The 17,630-nt window shown below is 62.8% G+C and carries 20 protein-coding genes; 13 read left to right on the top strand and 7 right to left on the bottom strand.

What is annotated here, in order from left to right; genetic code table 11:
• Nucleotides 1-699, bottom strand: coding sequence for an ABC transporter ATP-binding protein (locus V6M89_RS06875; protein ID WP_332852501.1), 699 nt, complete (start codon nucleotides 697-699; stop codon nucleotides 1-3).
• Nucleotides 699-1,919 carry an efflux RND transporter periplasmic adaptor subunit gene (locus V6M89_RS06880; protein ID WP_332852502.1) on the bottom strand — a complete coding sequence of 407 codons (1,221 nt, stop codon included), beginning with the start codon at nucleotides 1,917-1,919 and terminating at the stop codon, nucleotides 699-701. Before V6M89_RS06880 ends, V6M89_RS06875 begins: the two co-directional genes overlap by 1 nt.
• A gap of 205 nt (nucleotides 1,920-2,124) precedes the next feature.
• On the opposite strand from V6M89_RS06880, the gene V6M89_RS06885 reads away from it, so the two are divergent.
• The 13 genes from V6M89_RS06885 (at nucleotide 2,125) to V6M89_RS06945 (ending at nucleotide 12,847) form a co-directional block, all read left to right on the top strand.
• Entirely contained in the window at nucleotides 2,125-3,435 is a 1,311-nt protein-coding gene (locus V6M89_RS06885; RefSeq protein WP_332852503.1) for a glucoamylase family protein, read from the top strand.
• Between the two features lie 67 nt (nucleotides 3,436-3,502).
• Nucleotides 3,503-4,279, top strand: coding sequence for a uracil-DNA glycosylase (locus tag V6M89_RS06890; RefSeq protein ID WP_332852504.1), 777 nt, complete (start codon nucleotides 3,503-3,505; stop codon nucleotides 4,277-4,279).
• A gap of 142 nt (nucleotides 4,280-4,421) precedes the next feature.
• Nucleotides 4,422-4,898 (top strand): Fe-S cluster assembly transcriptional regulator IscR, encoded by a 477-nt coding sequence (gene iscR, locus V6M89_RS06895; protein ID WP_008450513.1) that lies wholly within the window; start codon nucleotides 4,422-4,424, stop codon nucleotides 4,896-4,898.
• Nucleotides 4,899-4,924: 26 nt separating this feature from the next.
• A complete protein-coding gene (locus V6M89_RS06900; RefSeq protein ID WP_332852505.1) occupies nucleotides 4,925-6,181 on the top strand; it encodes an IscS subfamily cysteine desulfurase in 1,257 nt (418 codons plus the stop codon).
• Between the two features lie 33 nt (nucleotides 6,182-6,214).
• Nucleotides 6,215-6,604, top strand: a complete 390-nt coding sequence (gene iscU, locus V6M89_RS06905; RefSeq protein WP_020702063.1) for a Fe-S cluster assembly scaffold IscU — start codon at nucleotides 6,215-6,217, stop codon at nucleotides 6,602-6,604.
• A gap of 96 nt (nucleotides 6,605-6,700) precedes the next feature.
• Complete coding sequence (gene iscA, locus V6M89_RS06910) at nucleotides 6,701-7,024, top strand: iron-sulfur cluster assembly protein IscA (RefSeq protein ID WP_056160441.1); 324 nt, start codon at nucleotides 6,701-6,703, stop codon at nucleotides 7,022-7,024.
• Nucleotides 7,025-7,030: 6 nt separating this feature from the next.
• Entirely contained in the window at nucleotides 7,031-7,549 is a 519-nt protein-coding gene (hscB, locus tag V6M89_RS06915; protein WP_332852506.1) for a Fe-S protein assembly co-chaperone HscB, read from the top strand.
• 98 nt (nucleotides 7,550-7,647) lie between these two features.
• Nucleotides 7,648-9,528, top strand: coding sequence for a Fe-S protein assembly chaperone HscA (gene hscA / locus V6M89_RS06920; RefSeq protein WP_332852507.1), 1,881 nt, complete (start codon nucleotides 7,648-7,650; stop codon nucleotides 9,526-9,528).
• 119 nt (nucleotides 9,529-9,647) lie between these two features.
• The gene (fdx, locus tag V6M89_RS06925) at nucleotides 9,648-9,989 is read left to right on the top strand and encodes an ISC system 2Fe-2S type ferredoxin (RefSeq protein ID WP_332852508.1); all 342 of its coding nucleotides are present in this window, start codon (nucleotides 9,648-9,650) and stop codon (nucleotides 9,987-9,989) included.
• 1 nt (nucleotide 9,990) lies between these two features.
• A complete protein-coding gene (gene iscX, locus V6M89_RS06930) occupies nucleotides 9,991-10,185 on the top strand; it encodes a Fe-S cluster assembly protein IscX (RefSeq protein ID WP_116987985.1) in 195 nt (64 codons plus the stop codon).
• The gene (locus tag V6M89_RS06935) at nucleotides 10,172-11,062 is read left to right on the top strand and encodes a class I SAM-dependent methyltransferase (protein ID WP_442881955.1); all 891 of its coding nucleotides are present in this window, start codon (nucleotides 10,172-10,174) and stop codon (nucleotides 11,060-11,062) included. The genes iscX and V6M89_RS06935 overlap by 14 nt, the downstream gene beginning before the upstream one ends.
• A gap of 22 nt (nucleotides 11,063-11,084) precedes the next feature.
• Nucleotides 11,085-12,107: a low-specificity L-threonine aldolase gene (gene ltaE, locus V6M89_RS06940; protein WP_332852509.1), complete on the top strand. Its 1,023-nt coding sequence runs from the start codon at nucleotides 11,085-11,087 to the stop codon at nucleotides 12,105-12,107.
• Complete coding sequence (locus V6M89_RS06945; RefSeq protein WP_332852510.1) at nucleotides 12,104-12,847, top strand: rRNA pseudouridine synthase; 744 nt, start codon at nucleotides 12,104-12,106, stop codon at nucleotides 12,845-12,847. The genes ltaE and V6M89_RS06945 overlap by 4 nt, the downstream gene beginning before the upstream one ends.
• On the opposite strand, the gene V6M89_RS06950 is transcribed toward V6M89_RS06945, so the two are convergent.
• Genes V6M89_RS06950 through V6M89_RS06970 form a run of 5 tightly spaced genes read right to left on the bottom strand, consistent with a single transcriptional unit; the run spans nucleotide 12,848 to nucleotide 17,312 of the window.
• Entirely contained in the window at nucleotides 12,848-14,992 is a 2,145-nt protein-coding gene (locus V6M89_RS06950; protein WP_332852511.1) for a prolyl oligopeptidase family serine peptidase, read from the bottom strand.
• 50 nt (nucleotides 14,993-15,042) lie between these two features.
• The gene (locus V6M89_RS06955) at nucleotides 15,043-15,570 is read right to left on the bottom strand and encodes an RDD family protein (RefSeq protein WP_332852512.1); all 528 of its coding nucleotides are present in this window, start codon (nucleotides 15,568-15,570) and stop codon (nucleotides 15,043-15,045) included.
• Nucleotides 15,560-16,294, bottom strand: coding sequence for a DUF3106 domain-containing protein (locus V6M89_RS06960; protein ID WP_332852513.1), 735 nt, complete (start codon nucleotides 16,292-16,294; stop codon nucleotides 15,560-15,562). The genes V6M89_RS06955 and V6M89_RS06960 overlap by 11 nt, the downstream gene beginning before the upstream one ends.
• Nucleotides 16,295-16,344: 50 nt before the next feature.
• Nucleotides 16,345-16,746, bottom strand: coding sequence for a DUF3619 family protein (locus V6M89_RS06965; protein WP_332852514.1), 402 nt, complete (start codon nucleotides 16,744-16,746; stop codon nucleotides 16,345-16,347).
• Entirely contained in the window at nucleotides 16,743-17,312 is a 570-nt protein-coding gene (locus V6M89_RS06970; RefSeq protein WP_217944273.1) for an RNA polymerase sigma factor, read from the bottom strand. The genes V6M89_RS06965 and V6M89_RS06970 overlap by 4 nt, the downstream gene beginning before the upstream one ends.
• Nucleotides 17,313-17,630: the final 318 nt, after the last annotated feature.

The following is a 17,630-nucleotide window of genomic DNA, read 5'->3' on the forward strand; positions in this document are numbered from 1 at the left end:
CTAGGCCGTAGCGGCAGGTTCGCCGGCGATCAATTCGCCTTTTTCGAGATGGACCATGGTGCGCGCCTGCGCCGCCGCGTTGGCGTCGTGCGTGACCATGATGATGGTCTTGCCCAGCTGCTGGTTCAGCTGCTGGAGCAGGGCCAGGATCTCGGAGGCCGAATTGCGATCCAGGTCGCCGGTGGGCTCGTCGGCCACGATGATCGTCGGATCGGTGACGATGGCGCGGGCGATGGCCACGCGCTGCTGCTGGCCGCCGGACAGTTCGTTCGGCGTGTGGTCCATGCGGTCGGCCAGGTTGACCATCTCCAGCGTCAGCTCGACGCGCTCGCGCCGTTCGCGGCGCGACAGGGGCGTAAGCAGCAGCGGCAGTTCGACGTTCTCAAACGCCGACAGCACCGGCATCAGGTTGTAGAACTGGAAGATGAAGCCGACGTTGGTGGCGCGCCAGCGCGCCAGGTCGGTCTCGCCCATGCCTGCGATATCGAGGCCGGCTATGCGCAGCACGCCGCGGTCCGGCTTGTCGATGCCGGCGATGAGGTTGAGCAGCGTGCTTTTGCCGGAGCCGGAAGGGCCCATCAGCGCCGTGAAATCGCCGGCCGGTATCGCCAGGCTGATATCGCGCAGCACCTCCACCACCTGGTCGCCGCGACGGTAGGACTTGACCAGGTGCTCTATCAGTACCAGTGGCTCGCTCATTATTTTTTCGCCAGGCTGACCGGGGCGCCGTCGTGCAGCTTGGCGTCCGGCGTCATTACCAGCTTGTCGCCGGGTTTGACGCCTTTGATTTCGACCAGCTCTCCGATCTTGCGGCCCTGCGTGACGGCCACCTGCCTGACCTTGTCGCCATCGACCACGAACACCACGGTCTTGCCGTCGCGCGTGGCGAGGGCGGCGGCCTGCACGGCGGTGACGGCCTGCTTGTCCTCGGGCGGAACGGCCTTCGACAGGAAGGCCACCTTGGCGCTCATGTCCGGCAGCACGCGCGGATCGCGGTCGACAAAGCGCACCTTGACCAGCAAGGTCGCCTTGCTGCGGTCCATGGTCGGCACCATGCGCGAGACGGTGCCGGCCAGGTGCAGTTCGGGGAAGGCGTCGAGCAGGATTTCGGTAGGCTGGTCGACGCGGATTTTGCTGAGGTTCGATTCGGAGACATCGGCCTCCACCTCCAGCGTATCCATGTCGGCGATGGTGACTACCGCGCCCTTGCTGTCGGCGGCGGAGGAGAAGGGCGTGATGTTGTCGCCGACGTTGGCGTTCTTGGTCAGGATCACGCCGTCGAAGGGAGCGCGTATCACGGTCTGGTCCAGCGCCACCTGCGCGGCCTGCGCGTTGGCCCTGGCGGCGGCGATACCGGCGTTGTAGCCGGAGATGTTGGCCTTGGCCTTGTTCAGCCGCGCGTGCGCGGTGTCGTAGGCGGAGGCGGTGATGAATTTCTGGCTGAGCAGCTCTGCGGTGCGTTTGAAGTTGGCCTGCGCATCCAGTAGTTCGGCCTGGCCCTGTTCCAGGTTGGCCTGCGCCACCTTGATGTTAGCCTGCGCCAGGCCCAGCGAGGCGCTGACGTCGCGGTTTTCCAGCCGTGCGATGACCTCGTCCTTTTTGACCTTGCTGCCCTCGAGCACGCCCAGCCACTCCAGCCGGCCGGTGGCCTTGGACGATAGCGCCGCCTTGCGCTGCGCCACCACGTAGCCGGTAGCATTGAGCAGCGTGTAGCTCTGCGCCGGATAGGTCTGCGCCACGGTCACGGTTTCCACGCTGGTCTTGCCGCTGAACTGGCCCATGGCGACCTTGCCGCCTATGCCGATGGCGATCACCACCACCGCGATCTTGATCCATCGGCGACGCCTGGAGCGCTGCCCCTGAACCTGCAGGGTTGCACCTCGTTCAATTTTCAGCCGGGAAATATCAGGAGTCGCCACGAAAGCCTCACAGGAAAGCAGAAAAGTTAACAAGAAGTTCAGCAAATAGTGCGGGAAAATCGGGATCGCTGCAAGTTGATTTGCAGTAACGCCGCAGTCGCGCCGAGCTGGACGCATGGCTTCTCTGCTGTCATGCGTGCGGTGAGGTACATACGCTGGTGGTCGCCTGTGACAGCATGGAACTTTGGTAATTGCCGGGCCCGCTATGACCACCATGCCGCACGATGCCGCGTCGCTGAAGTTGCTGACGGAGATGCAAAAGGATTCCTTCGAATACTTCATTCACGAAACCAATCCATCCAACGGCCTGATACGCGACAAGACCGAACCGGGCTGGCCGGCCAGTATCGCCGCCGTCGGCATGGCGTTGACGGCCTACACGATAGGCGTCGAGCGTGGCTGCATGCCGCGCTCGGAAGCCGTGTCGCGCACGCTGACCACCTTGCGTTTCTTCGCCAACAGTGAGCAGAGCAACGCGCCCGGCGCCACCGGCCACAAGGGCTTCTACTATCATTTCCTCGACATGGAGAGCGGGGCGCGCGCATGGAAGTGCGAGCTGTCCAGCATCGACACCGCGCTGCTGATCGCCGGCATGCTGACGGCGGCCGAGTATTTCAGCGGTGCGTCGCCGGGCGAGGGCGAGATCCGCGAACTGGCGCACATGCTGTACCGGCGCGTGGACTGGCAGTGGATGCGCCGCCGCAACGCGTTGCTATGCCACGGCTGGAAGCCGGAAAGCGGTTTCCTGCGCTGGCACTGGGAAGGCTACGACGAGGCGCTGATCCTGTACGTGCTGGCGCTGGGTTCGCCGACATATCCGATCGGGCGCGACAGCTACGACGCCTGGGCCAGCAGCTACGAATGGAAAACGGTGCACGGCATCGACTACCTGTATGCGGGGCCGCTGTTCATCCATCAGATGTCACACATCTGGCTGGACCTGCGCGGCATCCGTGACGACTTCATGCGCGAGCACGACCTGGACTACTTCGAGAACAGCCGACGCGCGGCCTACGTGCAGCAGCGCTACGCGATCGAGAATCCGATGGGCTTCCCCGAGTACGGCGAACTATGCTGGGGCATCACGGCCAGCGACGGACCCGGCCCGACCACCCGCAAGATCGACGGCGTGCAGCGCAAGTTCTACGACTACGTGGGGCGGGGCGCGCCGTACGGCCCGGACGACGGCACCTTGGCGCCGTGGGCGGTGGCGGCTTCGTTGCCGTTCGCGCCGGAGATCGTCCTGCCCAGCATCGCCCATTATCAGGGCATGCAGCTGTGCGAGAGCAATCCCTACGGCTTCAAGGCCTCGTTCTCGACGATTTTTCATCTGTGCGAGAAGGGTTGCCGGCGCTGGGTGTCGCCTTACCACTTCGGCATCAACGAAGGGCCGACCGTCATCATGGTGGAAAACCATCTAAACGATTTCCCCTGGAGCCTGCTGCGCCGGAACACCTACCTGCGCAACGGCCTGCTGAGCGCCGGCTTCACCGGCGGCTGGCTGGACGGCCAATAATTCCAGCTCATTGGGCAAGAACAAGGATCGGCGATACAATCTCGCCTTTCCCCAAAAGTTTTTTCTCATGACGATCCCGACTTCGATCCTCGATGCGCTGGCGCGCGCAGATGCTTCCTGGCGTCCATTGCTGGTGCAAGGACTGGAGGCCATGATGGCCGCCACGCCCGACTACCTGCCGCAATTGGCCAACGACCAGTACCTGCCGACCGAGCAGCGCCTGTTCGCCGCCTTCGCGCTGCCGCTGGATAAAGTGCGCTTTGTATTAGTCGGTGAAGGCCCGTATCCGCGCGCCGAGAGCGCCACCGGCGTCTGCTTCATGGACGGCGCGGTCGGCAGCCTGTGGTCGGACGAGGAGGGGGGCGGCCTGTCCAAGCCGGTCAATAAAGCCACCTCGCTGCGCAACTTCATGAAGATGCTGCTGGTGGCCGACGGCCAGCTGTCGCTGGACAACACCGCCGGCGAAGCGATGGTGGCCGTCGCCGCCCGCGCCCGCAGCGGATCGGGCAGCCACATCCAGACCCTGGCCGACATGCAACAGAAATTGATCCAACAGGGGTTTTTGCTGCTGAATGCCTCGCTGGTGTTCCGCAGCCACGTCGCCCCGGCCAAGGATGCCAAAGCCTGGCTGCCGTTCTTCGAGACCGTGATGGCCGGCTTGGCCGCGCAGGCGTCCACGACGCCGACCATGGTTTTATGGGGAAAGATCGCTGAGTTGCTGAGCAAGTTGCCGGTAATGAAGGAGTTCTCGCAGATCGTGGCAGAGCACCCTTACAACCTAAGCTTCATCGGCAATCAGGACATGCACCAGCTATTTAAGCCGATGGAGTTGTTGAAACGCTAAGCAACCCTTTGGGCGCAAGGGCCTCCGGGCAAACTTTGTTAAAGTTTGGTATACTTGACTAAATCGATCAACTAATCAGCTCTTTGCAACACTGTGATTAGCGACAAGGTCGATATTTTAACCCAGTTGAACCGAGGTAGTGATGCGTCTGACCACCAAAGGCCGTTTTGCTGTGACTGCGATGATCGATCTGGCTTTGCGCCAAGGCAAAGGCCCGGTCACGCTCTCCGGCATCAGCCAGCGCCAGGCCATTTCGCTGTCCTACCTGGAACAGTTGTTCGGCAAGCTGCGCCGCCATGAGATCGTCGAATCGATCCGCGGTCCGGGCGGCGGCTACAGTCTGGCGCGCCGCGCCGACAAGGTCACCGTTGCCGACATCATCATCGCCGTCGATGAGCCGCTTGATGCGACCCAGTGCGGCGGCAAGGAAAATTGCCACGGCGCGGATGCCGCCAGCGGCGCGCGCTGCATGACCCATGAACTGTGGGCCACGCTGAACGAAAAAATGGTGGATTACCTGGATTCCGTGTCGCTGCAGGATCTGGTCGATCAACAGAAGCAAAAGAATGCTGAACAAAACGTGGTCGTGATGCACCGTAACCACGCCGCGCTTGGTTAAGAGAAATAAATAACGGAGTAACCCAGATGAACGCCCCTGAAAAAAATATCGCGCCAGTGAAGTTCCAGACCGCCCCGCATTTCCCGATCTACATGGACTACTCGGCCACCACGCCGATCGATCCACGCGTCGCCGACATGATGATTCCTTACCTGCGCGAGCAGTTCGGCAATCCGGCATCGCGCAGCCACATGTACGGCTGGACCGCGGAAAAGGCAGTGGAAGAGGCGCGCGGCCACGTCGCCGCCCTGGTCAACGCCGACCCGCGCGAAATCATCTGGACCTCCGGCGCCACCGAATCGAACAACCTGGCGATCAAGGGTGCGGCCCAGTTCTACAAGACCAAGGGCAAGCACATCATCACCGTCAAGACCGAGCACAAGGCGGTGCTGGACACGGTGCGCGAACTGGAACGCCAGGGTTTTGAAGCGACCTACCTGGAACCGCAGGACAACGGCCTGATCACCATCGAGCAGCTGACCGCCGCGATCCGTCCGGACACCATCCTGATCTCCGTCATGCTGGTCAATAACGAAATCGGCGTGATCCAGCCGATCGACGAAATCGGCGCGCTGTGCCGCTCGAAAGGCATCATCTTCCACTGCGACGCCGCGCAAGCGACCGGCAAGCTGGTGATCGACCTGCAAAAAACCAAGGTCGACCTGATGACCTTCACCGCGCACAAAACCTACGGTCCTAAGGGCGTGGGCGCGCTGTACGTCTGCCGCAAGCCGCGCGTGCGCATCGAAGCGCAAATGCACGGCGGCGGCCACGAGCGTGGCCTGCGCTCCGGCACCCTGCCTACCCACCAGATCGTCGGCATGGGCGAAGCCTTCCGCCTGGCCAAAGTGGAAATGGACAGCGAGATCACCCGCATCAAGGGCCTGCGCGACCGCCTGGCCACTGGCCTGCAAGAGATCGAAGAAACCTACATCAACGGCGACATGGAACACCGTGTGCCGCACAACCTGAACGTCAGCTTCAACTACGTCGAAGGCGAGTCGCTGATCATGGCCGTGAAAGACCTGGCCGTATCGTCCGGTTCGGCCTGCACCTCGGCCTCGCTGGAACCATCGTATGTGCTGCGCGCGCTGGGTCGCAGCGACGAGCTGGCGCACAGCTCGATCCGTTTCACCATCGGCCGTTTCACCACCGAAGAGGACATCGACTTCGCCATCAACCTGATGAAGTCCAAGGTACACAAACTGCGTGAGCTGTCGCCACTGTGGGACATGTTCAAAGAAGGCATCGACATCAGCTCGATCCAATGGGCAGCCCACTAATTTTTAAGATACAGAAAATACAGGAGCACCAAAATGGCTTACTCGGAAAAAGTGTTGGACCACTACGAAAATCCACGCAACGTGGGCGCGTTCGAAAAGGGCGATGACAGCGTTGGCACCGGCATGGTCGGTGCACCGGCTTGCGGCGACGTGATGAAGCTGCAAATCAAGGTCGGCGCCGATGGCCTGATCGAAGATGCGAAGTTCAAGACCTACGGCTGTGGTTCGGCCATCGCTTCCAGCTCGCTGGTGACCGAATGGGTCAAGGGCAAGACGCTGGATCAGGCGCTGGCCATCAAGAACACCCAGATCGCTGAAGAACTGGCGCTGCCGCCAGTGAAAATCCACTGCTCGATCCTGGCGGAAGACGCCATCAAGGCAGCGGTACTGGACTACCAGACCAAGCACCCAGTCGCAGCGTAACCCAGTCATTCCCGCGAAAGCGGGAATCCATGCCGAGCCGGATACGGCCAGTGAGCATGGGTTCCCGCCTGCGCGGGAACGACGTAGGAGAATCAAATGGCAATCACCCTGACCGAAAAAGCAGCCAAGCATATCAACCGCTACATCGAACGCCGTGGTAAAGGCGTCGGTTTGCGTTTCGGCGTGCGTACCACCGGCTGCTCGGGCCTGGCCTACAAGCTGGAATATGTGGACGAAATCGCCGACGAGGACAGTGTCTTCGAATCGCACGGCGTCAAGGTATTCGTCGATCCGAAAAGCCTGCCGTACATCGACGGCACCGAGCTCGATTTCGCGCGCGAAGGCTTGAACGAAGGCTTCAAGTTCCATAACCCGAACGAGAAAGACGCTTGCGGTTGCGGCGAAAGCTTCCGCATCTGATAAGCCATGCAAAATCACTTTGAGCTGTTCAATCTGCCGCAGCAGTTTGCCGTGGACGCGGAGGCGCTGGACGGCGCCTACCGCGACGTGCAGGGCCGCGTCCATCCCGACAAGTTCGTCAATGCCACCGACGCCGAAAAGCGCGTCGCCATGCAGTGGGCCACCCGCGCCAACGAAGCCTATCAGACCCTGAAAAATCCGCAGAAGCGCGCGCAGTACCTGTGCGAGCTCAATGGCGTCGATTTGCAGACCGAGTCGAATACGGCGATGCCGATGGCCTTCCTGATGCAGCAGATGGAATGGCGCGAAGAACTGGGCGACGCCCGCGCCGCCAAGGACAGCGACGCGCTGGAAGCGCTGGACAAGCAGCTGCGCAACGAACGCAAGGCGCGCCTGGCGGAGATCGAAACGCAGATCGACGGCGGCGATTTCCACGCGGCGGCGCAAGGCGTGCGCGCCCTGATGTTTTTAGAAAAATTCAAAGAAGAAATAGAGCATAGCTTCACAGCGCTCGAAGACAACTAACAAACCCGGGGTCAGGTCCCCCATTTGAGCATGACCTCGGCTGTCCAAGCGAGGTCATGCTCAAATGGGGGACCTGACCCCGGATTAAAGGCATCGAAATGGCACTTCTGCAAATTTCCGAACCAGGCATGTCCACCGCACCGCACCAGCATCGGCTGGCGGTCGGTATCGACCTGGGCACCACCAATTCGCTGGTCGCCACTGTGCGCAACAGCATTCCAGAAGTGCTGAACGATGAAGATGGCCGCCCGTTGCTGCCGTCCGTGGTGCGCTACCTGCCGAACGGCCATGCCAACATCGGCTACAAGGCGCAGGCCGCGCAGACCACCGATCCGAAGAACACCATCGTTTCCGTCAAGCGCTTCATGGGGCGCGGCCTGGCCGACATCGCCTACGCGGAAAACATGCCCTACGATTTCCAGGACACCCCTGGCATGGTGCAGCTGAAGACCATCGCCGGCGTCAAGAGCCCGGTCGAGATCTCCGCGCAGATCCTGGCCACGCTGCGCCAGCGCGCGGAAGATTCGCTGGGCGACGATCTGGTGGGCGCGGTCATCACCGTGCCGGCTTACTTCGACGACGCGCAGCGCCAGGCCACCAAGGATGCGGCGCAACTGGCCGGCATCAACGTGCTGCGCCTGCTGAGCGAGCCTACCGCCGCCGCCATCGCCTACGGCCTGGATAACGGTTCGGAAGGGCTGTACGCGGTCTACGACCTTGGTGGCGGCACCTTCGATATCTCCATCCTCAAGCTGAGCAAGGGCGTGTTCGAAGTACTGTCCACTGGCGGCGATTCCGCGCTGGGCGGCGACGACTTCGACCACCGTCTGTTCTGCTACATCCACCAGCAGGAAAAACTGGCGCCGCTGTCGGACGAAGACACCGCCGTGCTGATGGTCAAGGCGCGCGAAGCCAAAGAGCAGCTGTCGAACAAAAACGATGTGACCGTCGACGCCATCCTCGGCTCCGGCGAAGAAGTGCATCTGAAGATCACCGCCGAGACCTTCCAGGAGATCACCAAGCACCTGATCGACAAGACCATGAAGGCCATCAAGAAGGCTTTGCGCGACGCGAATGTCGATGCGGACGACGTCGACGGCGTGGTCATGGTCGGCGGCGCGACGCGCATGCCGCACGTGCAGCGCGCGGTCAGCGAATACTTCCACACCATCCCGCACGCGAACATCGATCCGGACAAGGTGGTGGCGCTGGGCGCGGCGGTGCAGGCCAATCTGCTGGCCGGCAATCGCGCGCCGGGCGACGACTGGCTGCTGCTGGACGTGATCCCGCTGTCGCTGGGCATCGAGACCATGGGCGGCCTGGTCGAGAAGATCATCCCGCGTAACTCGACCATCCCTTGCGCCCGCGCGCAGGAGTTCACCACCTTCAAGGATGGCCAGACCGCGCTGGCGGTGCACGTGCTGCAAGGCGAGCGTGAGCTGGTGTCCGACTGCCGTTCGCTGGCGCGCTTCGAGCTGCGCGGCATTCCGCCGATGGTGGCCGGCGCCGCGCGCATCCGCATCACGTATCAAGTTGATGCGGATGGCTTGCTGTCGGTGTCCGCGCGCGAGCTGCGCTCCGGCGTCGAAGCGTCGATCATCGTCAAGCCGGCCTATGGCCTGGGTGACGACGACGTCGCGCGCATGCTGCAGGATTCGTACAAATCGGCCGATACCGACATGGTCGCCCGCGCACTGCGCGAAGAGCAGGTCGAGGCCGAGCGCATCTTGCTGGCCACGCAATCGGCGCTGGACGAAGACGCATCCCTGCTGAGCGACGAAGAACGCGCGGCGGTCGACCTATTGATGAACAAGGTGCGCGACGTGGTCGCCCAGTCGCAGACCGGCGCCGTCGATCACGCGGCGGTGAAGTCCGCCGTCGAAGCGCTGGCCAACGGCACCGAAGAATTCGCATCGCGCCGCATGGATCGCAGCGTGCGCAGCGCACTGGCCGGCAAGACGCTGGACCAGGTAGTTTAAGGCGCCGCACGTCATTCCCGCGCACGCGGGAATCCATGCTGAGCTGACTGAATCGCGCCCCTATGGGCTCCCGCTTTCGCGGGAGCGACGGCGGGGCCCATTAAATGTAGAGGTATCAAGTGCCACAAATCGTATTCCTGCCCCACGAAAAACTGTGCCCGGACGGCGCCGTCGTCGAAGCCGAAGTCGGCAAGACGCTGTGCGACATCATGCTCGAAAATGACATCCACATCGAGCACGCCTGCGAGAAGTCCTGCGCCTGCACCACCTGCCACGTGCTGGTGCGTGAAGGCTTCAACTCGCTGAGCGAAGCCAGCGAAAACGAAGAAGATCAGCTGGACAAGGCCTGGGGCCTGGAAGCCGTGTCGCGCCTGTCGTGCCAGGCGGTGGTGGCGGACGAAGACCTGGTCATCGAGATCCCGAAATACACCATCAATCACGCAAGCGAAGGCGGGCACTGATATGAAATGGACCGACATCACCGCGATTGCGGAAGCGCTCTACGATAAGCACCCGGACATCGATCCGCTGACTATCCGCTTCACTGATCTGCACAACTGGATCGTCGACCTCGAAGAGTTCGACGACGACCACTCGCGCGGCGGTGAAAAAGTCCTTGAAGCGGTTCAGCAGGCGTGGATCGATGAAGCCAAGTAAGCAAACGACCAAGATCGGCGCCACCGTCACCGGCGCCGACAACATGCCGGAAATCCGCGAAGGCCAGACCGTCGCGCTGCTGCAAGAGCTGCACATCCTTACCCGCGACGGCAAGATGAACCAGGACAGCCGCCGCAAGCTGAAACAGGTCTACCACCTGTACCAGTTCATCGAGCCGCTGCTGAAGGAAGTGCTGGCCGAGAAGGAAAGCGTATCGCTGGTCGATCATGGCGCCGGCAAGTCCTACCTCGGTTTCATCATCTACGACCTGTTCTTCAAGGCGCTGGGCGATAACTCGCACATCTACGGCATCGAAACCCGCGAAGAGCTGGTGGCGCGTTCGCAGGAACTGGCCAAGCAGTTCAAGTTCCCCGGCATGTCCTTCCTGCCGCTGTCGGTGGCCGAGTCCACCGAATCGAAGCTGCTGCCGGACCAGATCGACGTCGTCACCGCGCTCCACGCCTGCAACACGGCGACCGATGACGCCATCCACTTCGCGCTGAAGAAGAAGGCCAAGTACATGGTGCTGGTGCCGTGCTGCCAGGCGGAAGTCGCGACGGTGCTGAAGAAGAACAAGGGCAAGTCGCTGGCCAAGTCCGCGCTGACCGAGATCTGGCGCCACCCGATCCACACGCGCGAATTCGGCAGCCAGATCACCAACGTGCTGCGCTGCCTGCAACTGGAGGCGCACGGCTATCACGTCAACGTGACCGAGCTGGTAGGCTGGGAGCACTCGATGAAGAATGAGCTGATCATCGCCACGTACAAGAACCTGCCGCGCCAGCGACCATCGGAGCGTTTGCAGGAAGTGCTGGAGACATTGGGGCTGGAGGAGATGGGCAACCGTTTCTTCACGGAGCAGGTAGCAAAACAGTAAATCAACAAAGGGTGATGGAACGATGAGTGAGCTGAACGAAAAATGGTTGGACCTCCGCAGCGACACCATCACCCGCCCCAGCGCGGCGATGCGCGCCGCGATGAACGCAGCGGACGTCGGCGACGATGTCTACGGCGATGATCCCACCGTCAACCGCCTGCAGGAATACACGGCCGACTTGTTCGGCTACGAGGACGCGCTGTTCGCGCCGTCCGGCACGCAGAGCAATCTGCTGGCGTTGCTGGCCCACTGCGGCCGCGGCGACGAATACCTGGTCGGGCAGGAAGCCCATACCTACCGCTACGAAGGCGGCGGCGCTGCGGTGCTGGGTAGTATCCAGCCGCAGCCCATCATCAACCAGCCTGACGGCAGCATCGCGCTGGCCGACATCGCAGCCTACATCAAGCCGGACGATTTCCACTTTGCGCGCACCAAGCTGCTGGCGTTGGAAAACACCATCGGCGGCCGCGTGCTGGGTCTCGACTACCTTAAGCAGGCGACCACGCTGGCGCACGAGCGCGGCCTGGCCACGCACCTGGACGGCGCGCGCGTCTGCAACGCCGCCGTCAAGCTGGGTGTGAGCCCGCGCGCGGCAGTGGCGGGCTTCGATTCCGTTTCGGTGTGCCTGTCCAAAGGACTGGGCGCGCCGATCGGCTCCGTCCTGTGCGGCAGCAAGCCGTTGATCGCCGAGGCCAAGCGCTGGCGCAAGATGCTGGGCGGCGGCATGCGCCAGGCCGGCATGATCGCGGCGGGCGGCATGTACGCCTTGCAGCACAACTTCGAGCGGCTGGCGGAAGACCATGACAACGCCACTTACTTCGCGAGCGAACTGGCCAAGCTGAAAGGCATCCAGGTCAGCACGCCGCAAACCAATATTTTCTACGTCGATATCCCGGCCGATACCTGTCGTGCCTTGAACGACGTGCTGCAACTGACCCGCATACGTGTATCGATGTCGCCGCACCTGCGCATCGTTACGCACATGGATGCATCGCGCGAGGACATCGACCGCGCCATTACCGTTTTTGGAGATTTCTTCGGATGACCGATACCACCACTGATAACAGCATCCGCCTGGCCAAGCGCCTGTCGGAGATGCGCCCATGCTCGCGCCGCGAAGCCGAACTCTATATCGAGGGCGGTTTCGTCAGCGTCGATGGCGTTGTGGTGGAAGAAGCGGGCGCCCGCGTGACGATGGAGCAGCAGATCGAGGTCGCACCCGACGCCACGCTGCTGGAGATCCTGCCGGTGACGATCCTGCTGCACAAACCGGTGGGCGCCAACGGCGGCATCGGCAAGGACGGCTCGCCGGCGGTGCATCTGCTGAACGCCGCCTCGCTGACGCGCTCCGCGCCGGGCCAGCGCTTCCTCAAGCGCCACCTGGTCAACCTGACCCTGACCAATCCGCTGGAGACGCATGCCAGCGGCCTGCTGGTGTTCACGCAGGACTTCCGCGTCAGCCGCAAACTGGTCGACGAAGCGGCCAAGATCGAGCACGAGATCATCGCCGAGGTGACCGGCACCATCGTGGAAAACGGCCTGGCGCTGCTGAACCACGGCCTGCCGTTCAACGGCAAGCCGCTGCCGCCGATGAAGGTCAGCTGGCAAAACGAGAACCGCCTGCGCTTCGCGCCGAAGAATCCCAAGCCGGGCCAGATCGAACATATGTGCAAAATGGTCGGCCTGACCGTGGTGTCGCTGAAGCGCATCCGCATCGGACGCATCGCGATGTCCAGCCTGCCGGTAGGCGAGTGGCGCTACCTGCAGGATCACGAGCGCTTCTGATTATTTCGCGGTGGTCTGCGACAGGATGAAGGCGTAGGTATCGGCCGACTCCGCATCCTGTTGCGCGCGGGTCGAGCCCATGCCGTGGCCGGCGTCGAAGTCCACCCGCAGTATCACCGGCTTGCCGCTGGCCGTGGCCGACTGCAGGCGCGCCGCCATCTTCGCCGGATGGAACGGCGCCACGCGCGGATCGGTCACACCGGTGGTCAGCATGATGGCCGGGTACTTCGTGCCGTCGACCACCTGCTGATAGCTGTCGATGCTCTTCAGCGCCTTGAAGCCGGCAGGATCGGCAATCGCACCCCACTCAGGCTCTTCGCCGTAGCCGTTCTGCTCCGCCACGTAGCGCAGCGGATTGTGCCAACCCACTCCCGATACCACCGCCGCAAACAGGTCCGGCCGCTCTTCCAGCGCGCGGCCCATGGTGATGCCGCCGGCCGAACGGCCGCCGATCGCCAGATGCTGCGGCGAGGTGTAGCCGTTGGCGTTCATGTCCTCGCACACGGCGATCAGGTCGCGCCAGGTGTTTGGTTTGTTTTCCAGCTGGCCGGCGCGGTGCCACTGGCGTCCGAACTCGCCGCCGCCGCGCACATTGGCGTAGCCGATGATGGCGCCCTGGTCGGCCAGTGCCAGCGTGCGGCCCGCGAACGAGGGCGTGTACGCGGCCGAGCCGTAGCTGCCGTAGGCGGAGATGAAGGCCGGATTTTTACCGTCCATCTTCAGGCCTTTTTTGTAGATCAGGCTATACGGGATCTGTGTGCCGTCCTTGGCGGTCGCGTAGCGGCGCTCGGTGGTGTAGGCGCTGGTGTCGATGGCCGGTTTCGGCGTGATGCCGGTGTCGGTCATCTTGCCGTCGGCGGCCACGCTCCAGATGCCGGCCGGTTCCAGCCAGCCGGTCAGCACGGTCAGCACGCCCGGTGCGTTCGGATCGGACTCGATCCCGCGCAGCGTGCCTTCGAAGGGCAGGGTGATTGTGGTCAGCTTGCCGTCGTTGCCGAGGCGTTGCAGCGTGCTTGGGCCGCCGTCCATCGCCCGCAGGTACAGGCCGTCCTTGGCGCGCGCCATGCCCTGCAGGACCTGCTTCGATTCGGCCACGACTTCGCTCGCCTTGGCCAGCGATGGCGCCTTGGCCGAGGTTTTCAGCAGGCGTCCGCGCGGATGGTCCTTGGTCGACAGCAGGTACAGGTCGTCGCCGTCCAGGTCCACGTCCGTCACCTCGTCGGCGAAGTCGGCCACCTGCTGCCATTTGGCCTTGCCCTCGACGACGTCGCGCAGCGGCGCGGCGTAGATGCGCTTCTCGGGGCGCACGTCGGCCAGGATCAGCAGCGCGGTGGCCGAGTGCAGCGAGGTGCCGATGTACGGCGACTGGATTTTTTCATACGCGATCGCCGGATCGAAGCCGCGCTTCATCAGCAGCGGGTCCTTGGCCGGATCGCCGCCCAGCTTGTGGAAGCGGGCCACCGAATCGAGGTAGCGTTCCGGCGTGTTGTTCTTGCCGGTCAGCTGGTTGTAGAAGAAGCCGGAGCTGTCGTCCAGCCAGCTGGGGTTGGCGCCCTGCGTGTCGGCGATGCGCTCCTTGAGGATGGCGCCGGTGCGCACGTCCATGATCTGCAGCACCGAGTCTTCGCTGCCGTCCTTGGACAGGCCGTAGACCAGCTTGCTGCCGTCCGGCGAGGCTTGCCACCAGTCCAGCGAGATGTGGCTGGTCTTGGTGTCGAGCTTGGTTGGATCGACCAGCACGCGATCCTTGCCGCTGTTTTTGCCAACCTCGCGCACGAACAGCTTGAAGTTGTTGGCGCCGGCCGGGCGCTGCTGGTAGAACAGGCGCGAGCCGGCTTTCTGCACGCGCGATGGCGCGGCCACGTCGCCGGACAGTTGCTGGATGCGGCTCAGCAGCACGTCGCGTTTCGGCAGCGCGTCGAGCAGGCCGCGGGCGTGGGCGTTCTGTTGTTTGAGGTAGGGCAGCCAGTCGGGGTCTTTGTCGTTTTCCATCCAGCGATAGCGGTCGACCACGGCTTCGCCGAAGTAGGTGTCGCTGACTGGTTCAACCCGCGCCACCGGCGCGGCGGGAATGTCGGCCGCGAACGCGGCGGAGACTGACAGGGCGAGGACCGCCCCGTACATCGTGCAAACAACTTTGCTCATTTGTACCCCCTGTGGCGAAAGGCTTATTCTGCCACAGAAGATTGCAAGAATTACACCGCTGGCACGGCCTTCTTTTTCTTTTCCGGCGGCGGCAACTGGACCAGGCGGGTGCCGGTCAGTTTGTCGTGCAGGAACTGGCGGTCCTTGTCGAGGAAGGCCGTCAGCGACCATAGCAGGATGCCGGCGCCGACCGCGCCCAGCGCCTGCCATTTATGCAGGTCCAGCACCAGCGATACCAGCAGCGCCGGCAGCACCCACATCCAGCTCAGCAGGTAACGCACGGCGGCCGCTTGCAGCGACAGGTGATTGTGGCCGGGGCGCACGACTTTCAGGCGCCAGGTTTTCATCGCCAGGGTCTGGCCGTCGCGGCTCCACTGGTGGATGAAGTAGGCGCCCAGCACCAGGAAGGCCAGCGCCTGGCGCATGTGCTCCAGGGTGGGCGTGTGGTTGCCGTGGACGATGAATTCAAAAATCAGGAAGGGCAGGAACAGCACCGCGAAACCCAGCAGGGTTTCATAGACCATCGAAATCAGACGGCGTTTGACGGTGGGAATGGTGACAGCCGGATTATTTGACATTGCTGGTGGCGGGTGGGGCAGGCGACACGGGCGCAGAAGCGGCCGGCGCGACGACCGGTGCGATATTCGATGCGTTGGGGATGGCGGCGCCGGTGGCGGGATCGATGCCGGGCGCGGAGGCAGGCGCGGTGCCCGCGACAGGCGAGGCCGGCGCCACGGCGGGACCGCCGCTGGTCGGCACGGACGGCTTGATCGGCGCCACGGTTTTCATCTTGCTCTGGGCTGGCGTCGGCAGGTTGGCGACTTGCTTCTTCACCGCCGCCTTGGCCGCCAGTTCCTTCTTCTGCTCGTCAGGCAGCTGCTGGTACGACTCCCACTGCGTGGATTTCTGTGACGGATCGATCTTCTGCGCGCGGGTGAAGTTCTGGCGCACCTGGCGGCGTTCTTCCGGCGTCATCTTGACCCATTCGCGCATGCGTTCCTGCACGCGGGCCTGCTCGTCCGGCTTCATCGACGCATAGCGCTTGACGATGCCCAGCCATTTTTGCTTGCGGATCGGCTCCATCTGGTCCCACTCGGGCGCCAGCGGCTCCAGCGCCTGCTGTTGCTCAGGCGACAAATCTTTCCACATGGTTTTTTCCGGCGACTTGGCCGACGCGCGCTTGCCCGCCGCTACACCCGGCTGCGCGCCGGAAGCGGAAGAACTCGGCGCGGCGTGCTGGGCCGGCGTTTCAGACCGGCCGCAGCCGACCAACGCCGCGCTTGCCGCTGCTATCGCTAACACCACCACTGTTCCAGCGCCCCATTTTGCGCGACCGCTCAATCCCATGCTGGTTACTCGCTTTGGGTCAGGTAGGCGTTAAAACCGTGGTCCAGATAGGCGGACAACGGCAGTTCGTCCGACAGCACGGCGGCGTCGAGCTCGGCCAGGTCGGCCACCCGCTGTTCCTGCTCGTACTGGTAGATGCCGGCCAGGCCGCCGACCAGCACCAGCAGTGGCAGCGCCACGCCCATGCGGCTCATCCAGCTGAACGAGAAGAAGCCGGTGCCGGCGCCGGCCAGTGCGTTCTTGCTGACGCGCACCTTCAGCGGCGCCTCCACGTGGGCCTTCTTGCGGGCGAGCGCCTGCTTGCGCGCCTGCGCCAGGCGGTCGGTGGTCGATGCGGGCAGATCGTCCAGGTGCTCATTGAGCGCGTGACGCACCTTGTAAGCGAAATTCAGATCGTCGGTGTTCATAGTGTTATTCCCTTGGCTTTTAGCGATTCGGCGAGCGTATGTGTTGCGCGTGAGCAATGTGTCTTCACGCTCCCCTCGGAACATCCCATCGCTTCGGCTGTTTCAGCCACGTCCATGTCCTGCCAATAACGCATAAGGAAGGCTTCTCGTTGACGTGCCGGAAGCTTTTGTACTTCGGCATCGATCAGCGCCAGCATTTGCTGGCGTTCGATCTTGTCCGCGCTGGACTCGGAGGCTTCGGAACCCTCTTCGGCGGCATACGATTCGAGCATGTCGAAATCATCATGGTCGTCGCCGGAAGGGCCCATGCCCGAGAACAGGCTGACCCAGGTGTTGCGGACCTTTTCCCTGCGGAAATAATCGAGGATGGTGGTTTGCAGGATGCGCTGGAACAGCATCGGCAGCTCGGCGGCCGGCTTGTCGCCGTATTTCTCGGCGAGCTTGATCATCGCGTCCTGCACGATGTCCAATGCGGACTCGTCCTTGCGCACTGCATAGACGGCTTGTTTAAAGGCACGCCGCTCGACGTTTTCGAGAAAGTCGGATAATTCTTTGTCTGTGGCCATGCGTCGGGTGTGGATACTGCCGGGAAAGCCGGCGCTGGGCCGCTAGGGAGCGGCTCGTGAACTGAGCGCATGCTAGCAAAAATTAGCCATTTCTGCATGGTTTTTGCAGCTTTGACGGTGCAAAATGTACCGTAATCCCCCTTTTTTCGATATTTCACTTGCCGAAACCGGGGTGGCGGGTGTACCGTATGGGACGCTTTGAACACCCCGAAGCTCTATGGTCTGGTCGCAGTTGGCACACAACGCCGCAATCGACGAGACGCGCTTTCATATGTCAGCAGTTTGCTCTAACCCGTGCCACAAGCGCGAGAGGTACGC

The organism is Duganella sp. S19_KUP01_CR8, assembly GCF_036688705.1.
Taxonomy (GTDB): Bacteria; Pseudomonadota; Gammaproteobacteria; order Burkholderiales; family Burkholderiaceae_D; genus Rugamonas.